General features: G+C 68.8%; 15 protein-coding genes. 10 read left to right on the top strand and 5 right to left on the bottom strand.

Annotation, left to right across the window (positions count from 1 at the left end; all coding sequences use genetic code 11):
• Positions 1-8: 8 nt before the first annotated feature.
• Entirely contained in the window at positions 9-1580 is a 1572-nt protein-coding gene (locus JN22_RS22420; RefSeq protein ID WP_179166209.1) for a caspase family protein, read from the bottom strand.
• Between the two features lie 135 nt (positions 1581-1715).
• The gene (locus JN22_RS22425) at positions 1716-2711 is read right to left on the bottom strand and encodes an SDR family NAD(P)-dependent oxidoreductase (RefSeq protein ID WP_085556020.1); all 996 of its coding nucleotides are present in this window, start codon (positions 2709-2711) and stop codon (positions 1716-1718) included.
• Positions 2712-2893: 182 nt separating this feature from the next.
• On the opposite strand from JN22_RS22425, the gene JN22_RS22430 reads away from it, so the two are divergent.
• The 3 genes from JN22_RS22430 to JN22_RS22440 are packed head-to-tail and all read left to right on the top strand — an operon-like array spanning position 2894 to position 5393.
• Complete coding sequence (locus JN22_RS22430; protein WP_085556021.1) at positions 2894-3232, top strand: hypothetical protein; 339 nt, start codon at positions 2894-2896, stop codon at positions 3230-3232.
• 19 nt (positions 3233-3251) lie between these two features.
• Positions 3252-5234, top strand: coding sequence for an asparagine synthase (glutamine-hydrolyzing) (gene asnB / locus JN22_RS22435; RefSeq protein ID WP_085556022.1), 1983 nt, complete (start codon positions 3252-3254; stop codon positions 5232-5234).
• An 18-nt stretch (positions 5235-5252) separates the two neighbouring features.
• On the top strand, positions 5253-5393 hold the full coding sequence (locus JN22_RS22440) for a hypothetical protein (RefSeq protein WP_179166210.1): 141 nt from the start codon (positions 5253-5255) through the stop codon (positions 5391-5393).
• A 3-nt stretch (positions 5394-5396) separates the two neighbouring features.
• On the opposite strand, the gene JN22_RS22445 is transcribed toward JN22_RS22440, so the two are convergent.
• Entirely contained in the window at positions 5397-5831 is a 435-nt protein-coding gene (locus JN22_RS22445) for a GNAT family N-acetyltransferase (protein WP_085556023.1), read from the bottom strand.
• Positions 5832-5998: 167 nt separating this feature from the next.
• Between JN22_RS22445 and dcd the strand changes: the two genes are divergently transcribed.
• From dcd to JN22_RS22460, 3 genes are read left to right on the top strand one after another with little or no spacing between them, the layout of a single operon-like run.
• Positions 5999-6553, top strand: coding sequence for a dCTP deaminase (dcd, locus tag JN22_RS22450; RefSeq protein ID WP_085556024.1), 555 nt, complete (start codon positions 5999-6001; stop codon positions 6551-6553).
• A 45-nt stretch (positions 6554-6598) separates the two neighbouring features.
• Positions 6599-7891, top strand: coding sequence for a UDP-N-acetylglucosamine 1-carboxyvinyltransferase (gene murA, locus JN22_RS22455; protein WP_085556025.1), 1293 nt, complete (start codon positions 6599-6601; stop codon positions 7889-7891).
• A 26-nt stretch (positions 7892-7917) separates the two neighbouring features.
• On the top strand, positions 7918-8388 hold the full coding sequence (locus tag JN22_RS22460) for a DUF2948 family protein (RefSeq protein ID WP_085556026.1): 471 nt from the start codon (positions 7918-7920) through the stop codon (positions 8386-8388).
• Between the two features lie 78 nt (positions 8389-8466).
• On the opposite strand, the gene JN22_RS22465 is transcribed toward JN22_RS22460, so the two are convergent.
• Positions 8467-8823 carry a hypothetical protein gene (locus JN22_RS22465; RefSeq protein ID WP_085556027.1) on the bottom strand — a complete coding sequence of 119 codons (357 nt, stop codon included), beginning with the start codon at positions 8821-8823 and terminating at the stop codon, positions 8467-8469.
• Positions 8824-8956: 133 nt separating this feature from the next.
• Between JN22_RS22465 and JN22_RS22470 the strand changes: the two genes are divergently transcribed.
• Positions 8957-9529, top strand: a complete 573-nt coding sequence (locus tag JN22_RS22470) for a type 1 glutamine amidotransferase domain-containing protein (protein WP_085556028.1) — start codon at positions 8957-8959, stop codon at positions 9527-9529.
• A gap of 63 nt (positions 9530-9592) precedes the next feature.
• On the opposite strand, the gene JN22_RS22475 is transcribed toward JN22_RS22470, so the two are convergent.
• Positions 9593-10258 carry a LuxR C-terminal-related transcriptional regulator gene (locus JN22_RS22475; protein ID WP_085556029.1) on the bottom strand — a complete coding sequence of 222 codons (666 nt, stop codon included), beginning with the start codon at positions 10256-10258 and terminating at the stop codon, positions 9593-9595.
• 353 nt (positions 10259-10611) lie between these two features.
• On the opposite strand from JN22_RS22475, the gene JN22_RS22480 reads away from it, so the two are divergent.
• The 3 genes from JN22_RS22480 to JN22_RS22490 all read left to right on the top strand — a co-directional run bounded on the left by JN22_RS22480 (position 10612) and on the right by JN22_RS22490 (position 12938).
• On the top strand, positions 10612-11364 hold the full coding sequence (locus JN22_RS22480) for a LuxR C-terminal-related transcriptional regulator (RefSeq protein WP_085556030.1): 753 nt from the start codon (positions 10612-10614) through the stop codon (positions 11362-11364).
• A 148-nt stretch (positions 11365-11512) separates the two neighbouring features.
• Positions 11513-11947 (top strand): CBS domain-containing protein, encoded by a 435-nt coding sequence (locus JN22_RS22485; protein ID WP_085556031.1) that lies wholly within the window; start codon positions 11513-11515, stop codon positions 11945-11947.
• An 82-nt stretch (positions 11948-12029) separates the two neighbouring features.
• Complete coding sequence (locus tag JN22_RS22490; protein ID WP_223677844.1) at positions 12030-12938, top strand: urease accessory protein UreD; 909 nt, start codon at positions 12030-12032, stop codon at positions 12936-12938.
• The last annotated feature ends 75 nt before the right edge of the window (positions 12939-13013 follow it).

The following is a 13013-nucleotide window of genomic DNA, read 5'->3' on the forward strand; positions in this document are numbered from 1 at the left end:
CGCCGTAGTTAAAAATATATATCTATATAGTCAGTGGCGTCGTCGCACGGGTTTTTCATATATGGCTCTCTCATTCTCCAGTATTTTCTATTTTCCGTTATGGCAAATCTCACTTTATTACTTCTTGTGCATATATTTCCTCCATTAATATGGTAAATTTTCATATTTATTTCTCCATCGAAGAAAAATTCCTTATCATTTATTTCCGTAATAACTCCATCCAAGGAAACGAAATCGTCTTCGTGCCTCTTGTATCCTCCCTGGCGTCCTTTTAACGTGATGATGCCGTTTTTTTCCGTTACAGCCACTCGGCCGATGGGGCCTTTGTCGAGCCATTGCAGTGTCAGGCCATGATTGCCCATGATCTTCGCCTTCGAAGCCCTGTCCGTCACAATCGTTGATACGATTGGTTTTTCAGGCTCCCCAGGCCGATCCTGGCGGTTTGGCGCCGGCGGCGAAGTCAACACCAGCGTCACCCGTGCGTTCGAGACGCCGCCGCCGTCCTCCTGGGCGCTGTATTCGAACGACACCTCACCGCCCCCGCCGTCCAGGGGAGCCGTATAGGTGAGGCTTTGACCGCCTTCGCTGATCTCCGCCCGGCCGCGCTGCACCCCGTCCAGGGAAACCACCCGCAGCCGGCCGCCGTTCGTCCCGCTGTCATTGTCCAGCACGGGCAGGCGGTAGGATTCTCCAGGCTCCAGCGCCACCCAGCGATCGTTGGCCAGGCGAGGGTTGGAGATTTTTTGCGTCGCCGTTGCCGTTGCCGTCGCTGGAGGCGGCAAGAGGAAAACGTCGCGCGACGGCAGCCGGTCGACCACTTCGGGCCTCTGCTTGCCGTCCGTGGTCCTCTCCACCTCCTCCCGCACCGCCGCGAACAGCTTGCGCAGATCGAGTTGCGGGTTTTCGGTCGGCGGGTGGTCGAGCACGTCGATCAACGCCGCGGCATAGGGGCTGTTTCTGCCGGTGCCGTCGAACGCGACTTCCCCCGGCATCGCCGCCAGCGCAACCACCGATCCTCCCGAAAGAACACGGCTGTCGATCCGCGCCATGCCGCGCGAGGCGCCCAGGGAGCGGCCCAGCTGCCCGGCGGAACGCGCCAGCCTGTCGCCGAACGGATTGTTGCGGCAGGCGTCGAGGATCACCGCGTTGACGGTGCCGCGCATCTGCGACAGCGCCGCCTCGAGTCGCACGGTTTCGAGATCGGCGTCGCTCACATCCTCCAGCCGCGCATCCACCGGGACCAGCAGGTTGATGCCATCGATCTGGACCCCATGGCCCGAATAGTAGATCACCGCCAGCCGCGCCCCCTGGGAACGGATGCGGAAATTCCTCAAGGCCCGTTCCAGCGCGCCCTTGTCGGTGTCCAGCACCAGGCCCTCGTCGCCCGGACCAAGGTCGAAACCGCGCCTCTGCAAGGCCGCCGCGACGGCGCGGGCGTCGTTGATCGGGTTGGCCAACGCTCCGCCATGGCGATAGGCGTTGTTGCCGATTACCAGCGCCACCTTGTCGGTGGCCCGCGCCGGCGACGCGACGGTGAAAAGCGCAATGGCGAGGATACAGGCGACAAGCCGACCGCACATGCCCGGGCATCTCCGCATTGGTTCGCTTTAACCGATGGGAGGACTTTCTATCATCGAGAGCGGTCGGCGTCACGCGAACTCAAAAAGCGATCGTGCTGGGCGCCGGTTCGTCTTGCGCCCCATGGCTCCCGTGCGTCACCCGACGGTCTTGACGCCGTGATACCCCTTGTACCACTCGACGAAGCGGGGCAGCCCGACCTCGATCGGGGTCCTGGGCTCGAAGCCGAGGTCGCGGCGGCTGGCCTCGATGTCGGCGGCGGTCTCCGGCACGTCGCCGGCCTGGAGCGGCTCCATGATCTTCACCGCCTCGCGCCCCAGCGACTCCTCCAGGATGCCGATGAAGCGCATCAGATCCTCGCAGCGGTTGTTGCCGAGGTTGTAGACCCGGTGTGGCGCGCCGGTCTCCGCATCCGGCGGCGCCGGGCGGTCGAGCGCCGCCAGCACGCCGGCGGCGATGTCCTCGACGAAGGTGAAGTCGCGCTTCATCCTGCCGCCGTTGAAGACACGGATCGGCCGCCCGGCGACGATCGCGTCGGCGAACAGGTAGGCCGCCATGTCCGGGCGCCCCCAGGGGCCGTAGACGGTGAAGAAGCGCAGCCCCGTCGCCGGGATCCGGTAGAGGTGGCTGTAGGAGAAGGCCATCATCTCCGCCGCCTTCTTGGTCGCGGCGTAGATCGACATCGGGCTGTCGACCCGGTCCTCGACCGAGAAGGGCATCTTCTTGTTGGCGCCGTACACCGAGGAGGTCGAGGCGTAGACGAGATGCTCGAGCTTCGGCATCCGCCGCGCCGCCTCCAGCAGGGCGACCTGCCCGGTGACGTTGGCGTCGACGTAGGCGTAGGGGTTTTCCAGCGAATAGCGCACCCCGGCCTGGGCCGCCAGATGCACCACCCCGGTCACGTCCTGGAACTGCGGCCACAGCCCCTCGACCGTCGCGCGGTCGGCGACGTCGGCCTTGACGAAGCGGAAGCCGGGCCGGGCCTGGAGCCGGGCCAGCCGCGCCTCCTTCAGCGCCACCGAATAATAGTCGTTGAGGTTGTCGAGGCCGAGCACGCTCTGCCCACGGTCCAGCAGGGCCGCCGCGACGTGCGAACCGATGAAGCCGGCGGCGCCGGTGACGAGGATGGTCATGGTCTGCTGGCCTCTTGCGGCAACCGAAGCTGTGGGTGCGCCTTCGCGTCCCGCACGCGTCTTATGCCCGACCGTCTTCCGCCGCGCCAGCCTTCAGAGGCTGGTCGCACGGCTTGACAGCGCCTTTGCCATCCCGGTCTACTGCGCCGACACCCGATACCAAGGACCGATGGGACGCGACCATGCCCCCCAAGAAGAACCCGCTGAACCTGAACCCGCTGCAACTCCGCACCCTGACCCTGTTGCAGGAGATCGCCCGGCTGGAGGACAAGCCCGCCGAGGGTGAGGAGGGCGCCTTCCTCATCACCGGCCTGCCGCACGCGCACGGCAACCACTTCCACCTCGGCCACGCCGTCGTCGCCGCCAAGGATGCCACCGGCCTCCAGAACGACGCCGTCTGGACCATCCTGGAGCGCAAGGGCATCGTGAAGCGCGAGCCGGGCCGCGCCGTGCTGACCGCCGTCGGCGTCGGCTACGACACCGGCCTGCGCGACGAGATCCTGCACCACTCCGACCACTGACAAGGCGGGGGTAGCGTCCGTGTGCGGCTTCTGCGGCTTCCTGCTCGACGCGGACGGGCGCGCGGCCTCCGCCGTGGCCACCGCCGGCGGCTTCGCGGCGGTGGTCGGCCGCATGAACGATCGCATCGCCCATCGCGGCCCCGACGGGGACGGCCTGTGGGCCGACGAGCCCGCCGGGATGGCGCTGGGCCATCGGCGCCTCGCCATCGTCGAGCTGTCGCCGCTCGGGCGGCAGCCGATGGAGTCGGCCGACGGGCGCCTCGTCATCGCCTACAACGGCGAGATCTACAATTTTCCGGAGCTGCGCGCCGAGCTGGAGGCCGCCGGCCACCGCTTCCGCGGCCAGTCCGACACCGAGGTGCTGGTCGAGGCCTGCGCCGCCTGGGGCATCGGGCGGGCGGTGCGCCGGTTGGTCGGCATCTTCGCCTTCGCCCTGTGGGACCGCCATGAGCGCGCGCTGACGCTGGTCCGCGACCCGCTCGGGGTGAAGCCGCTCTATTGGACGCGGCAGAACGGCGCGCTGCTGTTCGGCTCGCAGCCCAAGGCGCTGCGCGCCCATCCGGCCTTCACCGCCGGACTCGACCGCGACGCGCTGGCCGCCTATCTGCGCTTCAGCTACGTCCCGGCGCCGCACAGCATCTTCGAGGGCGTGCGCAAGCTGGAGCCCGGCCGCATCCTCACCGTCCGTCCCGGCCGCGAGCCGGAGGAGACGGTCTATTGGGACGTTGCCACGGCGGCGTGCGACGGTCTGGCGAACCCGCTGGCCCTGTCCGACGCCGAGGCGACCGACGCGCTGGAGGAGCTGCTGTCCGACGCGGTCGGGCGGCAGATGATGGCCGACGTGCCGCTCGGCGCCTTTCTGTCGGGCGGGGTGGACAGCTCCGCCGTGGTGGCGCTGATGGCCCGGCGCAGCGACCGGCCGGTGCGCAGCTTCACCATCGGCTTCCGCGAGGGCGGCTACGACGAGGCCGAGGCGGCGCGCGCCGTCGCCCGCCATCTCGGCACCGACCACACCGAGTTGGTGGTCGAGCCGCGCCACGCGCTCGACACCATCCCGAACCTGCCGGAGTGGTACGACGAGCCTTTCGCCGACAGCTCGCAGATCCCGACCGTTCTGGTGTCGCAACTGACGCGGAAATCCGTCACCGTCGCCTTGTCCGGCGATGGGGGGGACGAGCTGTTCGCCGGCTACAACCGTTATCTCTGGGGCGATTCGGTGTGGCGCCGCATGGCGCCGCTGCCGCCGGGGCTGCGTCGGACCGCGGCCGGAATGATCCAGGCGGTGCGGCCCGGTGGCTGGGATGCCCTGTTCGGGCTGCTGCCGGAGGGCCGCCGCCCGCGCCAGCCCGGCGACAAGCTGCACAAGCTGGCCGGCGTCCTGGCCTCTCCGGAACCGGACGCGCTCTACCGCCGATTGGTGTCGCAGTGGGACGATCCCGACGCGGTGGTGCGCGGCGGGCGCGAGCCGAAGGGGCTGGTCTGGGACGCGGAGCTTGCCCGGCGGATTCCCGGCTTCGTTCCGCGCATGCAACTGCTCGACAGCGCCACCTATCTGCCGGACGACATCCTTGCCAAGGTGGACCGCGCCAGCATGGGCGTCGGGCTGGAGGCGCGGGTGCCGCTGCTCGACCACCGGGTGGTGGAGTTCGCGTGGCGGGTGCCTCTGTCCCAGAAGATCCGGGACGGGCAGGGCAAGTGGCTGCTGCGGCAAGTGCTGTACCGCCATGTTCCGAAGGAACTGATCGAACGGCCGAAATCCGGCTTCGCCGTGCCGATCGACGCGTGGCTGCGCGGCCCCCTGCGGGACTGGGCGGAGGATTTGCTGAGCGAGTCCGCTCTGCGCTCGGAGGGTTGGTTCGATCCCGCAACGATCCGCGCTTGCTGGACCGAACATCTGTCCGGAACCCGGAACAACCAGCACAGGCTCTGGAACGTGCTGATGTTCCAGGCCTGGACCCGCCATTGGGCGCGCTCCGCCGCCGCCGCCCCGCTCGCCGCCTGATGCCCTGACGATCCTCCGATGACCGACGAGACCGAAACCCCCGCCCCGCCGAAGGGCAAGCCCGCCGCCAACAGCCGCGACGACCGTCTGGCCGCGCGGCTGCGCGAGAATTTGCGCAAGCGCAAGGAGCAGGCACGGCAAAGGGACAAGGCGGAGTAGCCGTCACCCCAGCGTCTTGCGGAACCAGATCTGTTTGTGCCCCTCGGGGTAGCCGTCCAGTTCGGCCCAGACCTCGTAGCCGTGCCTGGGGTAGAAGTCCGGCGCCTGGAAATCGTAGGTGTAGAGTCGCGACCAGCGGCAGCCGCGCGCCAGCCCCTCGGCCTCGGCCGCCGCCAGCAGGCGGGAGCCGACGCCGCCGCGCCGTCCCCCCTCGGCGATCCACAACTGATCGACGTAGAGCCAGTCCCACTGGGTGTAGCCGGCCAGCCCGCCGAGCAGCGTCCCGTCGGCGTCGCGGGCGACGATGGTCACGTCGCGCCGGTCGGGCGCACGCCCGGAGGCGGCTTCGTTGTAGCGCTTCAGCCCATTGAGGATGCTTGCGGCATCGGCGGAATCGGAGGCGTCCGTGAGGGACAGCGTGATGGAATCGTCGGTCATGGACGCGATCCTAGCGGCCCGCCGGCCAAGGGCAAAGACCCTTGCCCCCGGCCCCCGCGATATCCCGCCATGCGCGCCTGCCCCATTTCCTGTCCTTGAGCGGCCGGGCCGGCTCCGCTACAAACGGCCCTCGACCCCACACTTTCGATACGTCAAGGAGTTCCCCGATGGGCATCATGCCGGACAGCTGGATCCGCGAGATGGCCGAGACCAAGGGCATGATCGAGCCCTTCGTCGAGACGCAGAAGCGCGAGGGCGTCATCTCCTACGGCGTGTCGTCCTACGGCTACGACGCGCGGGTGGCCGACGAGTTCAAGATCTTCACCAACGTCGACAACGCCCTGGTCGATCCCAAGCGCTTCGACGACAGCAGCTTCGTCGACCGCAAGACCGACGTCTGCATCATCCCGCCCAACAGCTTCGCGCTGGCCCGCACGGTGGAGTATTTCCGCATTCCGCGCGACGTGCTGGTGATCTGCCTCGGCAAGAGCACCTACGCCCGCTGCGGCCTGATCGTCAACGTGACCCCGCTGGAGCCGGAGTGGGAGGGCCACGTCACGCTGGAGATCTCCAACACCACGCCGCTGCCCGCCAAGGTCTACGCCAACGAGGGGCTCTGCCAGTTCCTGTTCCTCAAGGGGGACAGCGTCTGCGAGGTGTCCTACGCCGACAAGGCCGGCAAATACATGGGCCAGAAGGGCGTGACGCTGCCGCGTCTCTGACCCTCCGCGTCCGGTTTCCCCATCTCCCGCAAGGCACAGGTCCCCATGGACAAGATCCGCATTCGCGGCGGTCGCCCGCTCAACGGCTCCATCACCGTCGGCGGCGCCAAGAACGCGGCGCTGCCGCTGATGACCGCCTCGCTGCTGAGCGACGAGACGCTGACGCTCACCAACCTGCCGATCCTCGCCGACATCAACACGCTGTGCAACCTGCTGCTCCAGCACGGCGTGGCGATCCACATGGCGGGGGCGGGCGGCGACTGCGCGGGCCGTGCGGTGGACTTCACCGCGCGCGACGTCACCAACACCACGGCGCCCTACGATCTGGTACGCAAGATGCGCGCCAGCGTGCTGGTGCTGGGGCCGCTGCTCGCCCGCTGCGGCGAGGCCAAGGTGTCGCTGCCCGGCGGCTGCGCCATCGGCGCGCGGCCCGTCGACCTGCACATCAAGGGCCTGGAGGCGATGGGCGCCGACATCCGGATCGAGGGCGGCTACATCGTGGCCAAGGCCCCGGCCGGCGGCCTGCGCGGCGCGGAATACGTCTTCCCCAAGGTGTCGGTCGGCGCCACCGAGAACCTGCTGATGGCGGCGACCCTGGCGAAGGGGACCACCATCCTGGTCAACGCGGCGCGCGAGCCGGAGGTGACCGACCTCGCCGAATGCCTGGTCAAGATGGGCGCGCGGATCACCGGCATCGGCACCGACCGGCTGGTGATCGAGGGCGTCGACCGGCTGCACGGCGCCCGCCACATGGTGGTGGCCGACCGCATCGAGACCGGCACCTACGCGATGGCGGCGGCGATGACCGGCGGGCGTCTTGACATCATGAACACGCGTCTCGATCTGATCAAGGCGGCGGTCAAGGCTCTGGCCCCCGCCGGTGTCGCCTTCGAGGAGATCGAGAACGGAATCCGCGTGTCCCGCGCCAACGGCGAGTTGCACGGCGTCGACGTGATGACCGAGCCCTATCCCGGCTTCCCCACCGACCTCCAGGCCCAGATGATGGCCCTGATGTGCGTGGCGTCGGGGGCGGCGATGATCACGGAGACCATCTTCGAGAACCGCTTCATGCACGCGCCGGAACTGACCCGCATGGGCGCGCGGATCACCGTGCACGGCTCGTCGGCGCTGGTGCGCGGGGTGGAGCGGCTGACCGGCGCGCCCGTCATGGCGACGGACCTGCGCGCCTCGGTCTCGCTGGTGCTCGCCGGCCTGGCGGCGGAGGGGGAGACGGTGGTCAACCGCGTCTACCACCTCGACCGCGGCTACGAGCGGGTGGAGGAGAAGCTCGCCGCCTGCGGGGCCGACATCGAACGCATTCACGGCGGCGAGGACTGAGCCCTCCCGCCCAAACGAGAGGTGCCATGAGCGTCCACCCGACCGCCGCCCCGATCCGCCTGCGCGCGGAGGACGACGAGGATTTGAAGGTCGTCTCCGCCTGCCTCCAGGACGCCATCCTGCCCATCGGCGACATGGGTTTCCTGCCGGACGAGAAGCGTTTCGTCATGGTGGTGAACCGTTTCCGCTGGGAGAGCGCCGACCGGCCGCGTCCCGGCCCGACGGCCGACGACGACGATCTGGCGCCGTTCGAGCGCGTCCATTGCGGGGTGCGCGTGGAGGGGGTGACCGGGGTCAAGCTGCGCGGCATCGACGTGAAGGACCGCGGGCAGATCCTGGAGCTGCTGTCGCTGGAGACGGTGGAGGGCGGGGTCGCCCTGCATTTCGCCGGCGGCGGCTGCGTCCGGCTCGACGGCAGCGGCTGGCGCCTGCTGGTCGAGGATTTGGGCGAGCCTTGGCCGACCGGCTGCAAGCCGAGCCACACGCTGGAGGGATGAGGGGCGGCGCTGCGCCCCCACCCCGACCCCTCTCCCCCTCGGGGAGAGGGGCGCTTGCGTTGCCGCCGATGTGGTCCCCTACCGCTCGGCCACCTGGGTGTCGTCGCGCATCCGGCGCAGCACGTCCGCGGCGGTCACCCTGACCGTCACCGTGTCCTCGTCCTCGCCGGGGCTGAGCTGCGAGCGGCGCAGCGTGAAATAGCGGTGGCCGACGTCCAGCATGCCGCTGGCCTCGACCAGAACGACGGCGTCCTTGTGGTTCGGCGTGTCGGACACCGAGGCGATCTGCCCCAACTCCTCGCCCAGCAGGCCGGTGACCTCCAGGCCGGTCAGGTCGCGCGTGCGCAGCGACTCTTCGGCATGGGCCGACTCGGGCAGAGCGAATGGCAGGGTTGCGACCAGGGCAACGGTCGCAAAAGCGTGACGGAGTCGCATGATTCGGCGCTCCCGGCTGTGAGTGTGATCCTTATGCAACGATCAACATGGGAATTGCCGGGCGGTTCCAAGGGAACGATGCGGGGGTAATCCGGTTGCTGCGGTTGTGAGGCCAACAGCAAGGAGGTTCCCCATGGCTCAGAACTTGACCGGCAAGACCGTGGCCGTGCTCGCCACCGACGGCTTCGAACAGGTGGAACTGACCGAACCGGTGAAGGCCCTGCGCGACGCGGGCGCCACGGTTCATGTCGTCGCCCCGAAATCCGGCCGGATCCAGGGCTGGAACCATCACGACAAGGGCGACATGGTTGCGGTCGACACGGTGCTCGACCAAGCCGACGCGGGCCGCTACGACGCGCTGATGCTGCCGGGCGGCGTCATCAACCCCGACGCCCTGCGGCTGGAGCCGAAGGCCATCGACTTCATCAGGAGCTTCGCCCAGGCGGGCAAACCCATCGCCGCGATTTGTCACGGCCCCTGGACGCTGATCGATGCCGGTGCCGTGAAGGGCCGGCGGGTGACGTCCTGGCCGTCGCTGAAGACCGACCTGACCAACGCCGGGGCGACCTGGGTCGACGAGACGGTGGTCACCGACCGCGGCCTCGTCACCTCGCGCAAGCCGGACGATCTGGCGGCCTTCTGCCCCAAGATGATCGAGGAGTTCGCCGAGGGCCGGCACGACCGCCAGCGCCACGCGGCGGAATGATCGCGGAACGGGGAGGGCGCCGGCGATCCCGGCGCCCTCTCCCCTCGCATCGGAGCGCCGCGCTCAGGCGGTGATGAGCGGCGACAACCCGTTCTGGATCGCCCACACCGCCGCCTGGGTGCGGTTCTGGGCGTTGATCTTCCGCATCACGTTCTTGAAATGCATCTTCACCGTCGATTCGGTGATGTGCAGGTTGCGGGCGATGGCCTTGTTCGACTGGCCGGCCAGCAGACAGCGCAGGATCTGCACCTCGCGCTTCGACAGGTCGCCGTTGGAGACGGCCGCCGCGACCGGCTGCGGGGTGGGGCGCTCGTTGCTGGCGGCCATCAGCAGGCTCGCCACATGGGTCGGGTAGACCACCTCGCCCAGCATGACCAGTTGCAGGGACCGCAGCAGCGACTCGCTGGACATGCTCTTGTTCAGATAGGCGTCCGCCCCGGCCTTCAGCGACAGCGACAGGGAGCGGTCGGCGATGGTGTCGGCCAGCACGACGATGCGGGCCTGGGTGGCGGCGCGCAGGCGCTTGATGCCGGCGATCTCCTCCGCCAGCCCGTCCTGGAGGGCCAGCACGATCACGTCCGGGGCGGCGCCGGCCGCGATGTCCTCCAACGCGTCGTCGGCGCTCAACGCGTGGGTGCCCACATGGAATGGGCCGCCGGCGATCAGCGTCGCGAGCGCCGCCGAGAACAGCCGGTCGTGATCCACCAGCATGACGTTCCACGTCTTCATAGACTCTCCTCCGCCGCGCCGTCCCCAGTCCCGTACCCGGTCCGGCGCTTCGTGAACGCCCGCCCCGCGTTCGAATTCCCGGAAAGGAAAAATACAAACAATATTGTCCGGAAAAAGCGGGCTTTACGCTTGATGACCCGATGATTTATACGGATGTCCGTTGACAGACGCAAGGCGCGACGGCGAAATCGACGATAATGATTTCGATTTTGTCGGAAATTCGTGCCAGTTGAACTGTCCAATCTTTCGGAGTAGTCGGGGTTCTTGACGCTTCGAAAGAAGGTCTTCCGGTTTTCGGCCAATCGTTGTCTTTGGCCGGTCTGGAGAACGACCGGATGCCATGTGGGGATACAATGGAGATAACGCTGCAAACCCGCGGCTTTGAGCGTGTCGCGACCGAAGCGGCACCGACCTTCCTGGTGGTCGACGATCATCCTCTCGTGCGGCATGGCTTCGCGCTCTCCGTTGGCGAAATCCATCCCGACGCCCGTGTCCTGGAGGCGGGATCGCTCGACGAGGCGATCGCGCTGGCCCGGCGCACGCCGGACCTGACCCTTGTGCTGTTCGACCTCGGTCTGGGCGGGGCGGGGGGCGGGGCAGGGGGTGGGGAGGACGATCGTCTGGAAACGGCCGGGACTGGAATCCATCCCGGCGTCCGCCGGATGATCGACGCGCTGGGCAGCGTGCCTCTGCTGGTGATCTCCGGATCCGACGAGGTGTCGGACATCGTCGACAGCGTCCGGCTGGGCGCGCGCGGCTACATCCTGAAGACCAGTTCGGCCGAGGTGTTGGAGCACGCCATCTCGCTGGCGCTGAGCGGGGACATCTTCCTTCCCCTGCCGCGCGCGGTGCTGAGCGGCACCGTGGTGAGCGATCCGGTGCGGCCGGCCTCCGGCATCCTCGACCGCCTGACCGACCGCCAGCGCGACGTCTTCCAGCTCCTGCTGGCCGGCCACTCCAACAAGGAGATCGCCCGCGGGCTCGGCGTGCTGGAGGGCACGGTGAAGGTGCATGTCCGCGCCATCATGCAGAAGCTCGGCGTGCGCAACCGCACCCAGGTCGCGGTGGTGGCCGCTCGCAGCGGCTGCTTCTCCGGCGAGGCGTAGGACGGCCACAGGACGTTTCGCATATTGTCCGTCACGCCACCAAAAGGTAACTTTCGGAGCAGGGAAGAGGAAGGTTCGCAACAAGAATCCATTCGGCTGCCGACCCTCGGCGCCATCATCGCCACGCAACCCAGAGGAGGTTCCGCGCATGCCCACCCGGCCCGTCCGCGCCGTCACGCGCAACCAGCGCATCCACACGGTTCCGGCCTCCGCGACGGTGCGCACCGCCGCGCATGTGATGAAGGAACACCGCATCGGCGCCCTGATGGTGGTGGAGGGAGAGCGGCTGATCGGCATCTTCACCGAACGCGACGCCCTGTTCCGCGTGCTGGCCGGTGGGCTCGATCCCGACCGGACCCGGGTCGGCGAGGTGATGACCGCCGAGCCGACCACGGTGTCGCCCGACCAGTCCGTGATGCACGCGCTGCATCTGATGCATGAAGGCGGTTTCCGCCACCTGCCGGTCGCCGAGCGGGGGATGCCCGCCGGGATGGTGTCGATCCGCGACGCGCTGGGCGTCGAGCTGTCGCGCTTCGAGCGGGAGGTCCACGACCGCGAGGCCATCGCCGAGATCCTCGGCTGATCCCGTGCCGACACCGCGGGTTGCGCCGCCCCGCTCCCTTCCGGCAGACTGCGGCCGCCACACGGGAGGGGAGCGGAACAGCGTGCTTCAGACGATCGAGGAGGCGGCCGGCGGGGTGACGACCACGAGCCGGGCCGCTCCGTCCGGCGAGGAGAAGAAGGTCGCGGTGCATGGCGCCGCGACCGTGCGTTTCGAACACCGGCACGGCGAGACCCGGCTGGCGACCCTCTACCACCACGACCCGCTGCGGGTGCTGCTGCCGACGCCGCGCCGCGGCGACGTTCCCATCGCGGTGCTGGCGACGACCTCCGGCGGGATGGTCGGCGGCGACCGCATGGACATCGACCTCTCGGTGGGCCCGTGCGCGCGGGCGCTCGTGACCACCCAGGCGGCGGAGAAGGTCTACCGCTCCACCGGCCCGGACTGCCGCATCGACACCCGCGTGGCGGTCGCGGACGGGGCGTGGCTGGAATGGATGCCGCAGGAGGCCATCGTCTTCGAGGGCTCGCGCCTGCGCCGGCTGACCCGGCTGGAACTGGCGGGCGACGCGCGGCTGATCGCCGGCGAGATGCTGGTCTTCGGCCGCGCCGCCTTCGGGGAGACGGTCACGCGCGGCCTGATCCGCGACGCCTGGGAGGTGGTCCGCGACGGCCGGGCGCTGTGGGCCGACGCGCTGCATCTGGATGGCGACATCGCCGAAACCCTGAACCATACCGCCGGCTTCGGCGGGGCCGGCGCCTGCGCGACCCTGCTGCACGCCGCGCCCGACGCGGCGGACCGGCTGGACGCGGTGCGCGCGCTGGCGGACGGAGCCGCCCAGCAGGACGGGCGGGCGCGGGTCGGGGCGACGGCTTTCGACGGGTTTCTGGTGGTCCGCATCCTGGGCGGCGACGCCCGCGCGGTGCGCCGGGCCTACATGACCTTGTGGTCGGGCCTGCGCGCCGAGGCGGCCGGCCTGCCGACGCGGCTGCCGCGCCTCTGGGAGGTGTGAGCGGTTATCGGCGCATGGATCGGGTCGCACGCCCGATAGCCCCTCACCCTCCCCACCGCTTCGCGGCGGGTCCCA

This window comes from Azospirillum agricola (assembly GCF_020005195.1).
Taxonomy (GTDB): Bacteria; Pseudomonadota; Alphaproteobacteria; order Azospirillales; family Azospirillaceae; genus Azospirillum; species Azospirillum agricola.

Excerpts from the sequence above, each read along its gene's own strand:
- JN22_RS22465 (WP_085556027.1), bottom strand. The coding sequence starts at position 8,823 with ATGCGACTCCGTCACGCTTTTGCGACCGTTGCCCTGGTCGCAACCCTG.
- dcd (WP_085556024.1), top strand. The coding sequence starts at position 5,999 with ATGGGCATCATGCCGGACAGCTGGATCCGCGAGATGGCCGAGACCAAG.
- JN22_RS22475 (WP_085556029.1), bottom strand. The coding sequence starts at position 10,258 with ATGAAGACGTGGAACGTCATGCTGGTGGATCACGACCGGCTGTTCTCG.
- JN22_RS22430 (WP_085556021.1), top strand. The coding sequence starts at position 2,894 with ATGCCCCCCAAGAAGAACCCGCTGAACCTGAACCCGCTGCAACTCCGC.
- JN22_RS22470 (WP_085556028.1), top strand. The coding sequence starts at position 8,957 with ATGGCTCAGAACTTGACCGGCAAGACCGTGGCCGTGCTCGCCACCGAC.
- JN22_RS22460 (WP_085556026.1), top strand. The coding sequence starts at position 7,918 with ATGAGCGTCCACCCGACCGCCGCCCCGATCCGCCTGCGCGCGGAGGAC.
- murA (WP_085556025.1), top strand. The coding sequence starts at position 6,599 with ATGGACAAGATCCGCATTCGCGGCGGTCGCCCGCTCAACGGCTCCATC.
- JN22_RS22420 (WP_179166209.1), bottom strand. The coding sequence starts at position 1,580 with ATGTGCGGTCGGCTTGTCGCCTGTATCCTCGCCATTGCGCTTTTCACC.
- JN22_RS22425 (WP_085556020.1), bottom strand. The coding sequence starts at position 2,711 with ATGACCATCCTCGTCACCGGCGCCGCCGGCTTCATCGGTTCGCACGTC.
- JN22_RS22485 (WP_085556031.1), top strand. The coding sequence starts at position 11,513 with ATGCCCACCCGGCCCGTCCGCGCCGTCACGCGCAACCAGCGCATCCAC.
- JN22_RS22440 (WP_179166210.1), top strand. The coding sequence starts at position 5,253 with ATGACCGACGAGACCGAAACCCCCGCCCCGCCGAAGGGCAAGCCCGCC.
- JN22_RS22445 (WP_085556023.1), bottom strand. The coding sequence starts at position 5,831 with ATGACCGACGATTCCATCACGCTGTCCCTCACGGACGCCTCCGATTCC.
- JN22_RS22480 (WP_085556030.1), top strand. The coding sequence starts at position 10,612 with ATGGAGATAACGCTGCAAACCCGCGGCTTTGAGCGTGTCGCGACCGAA.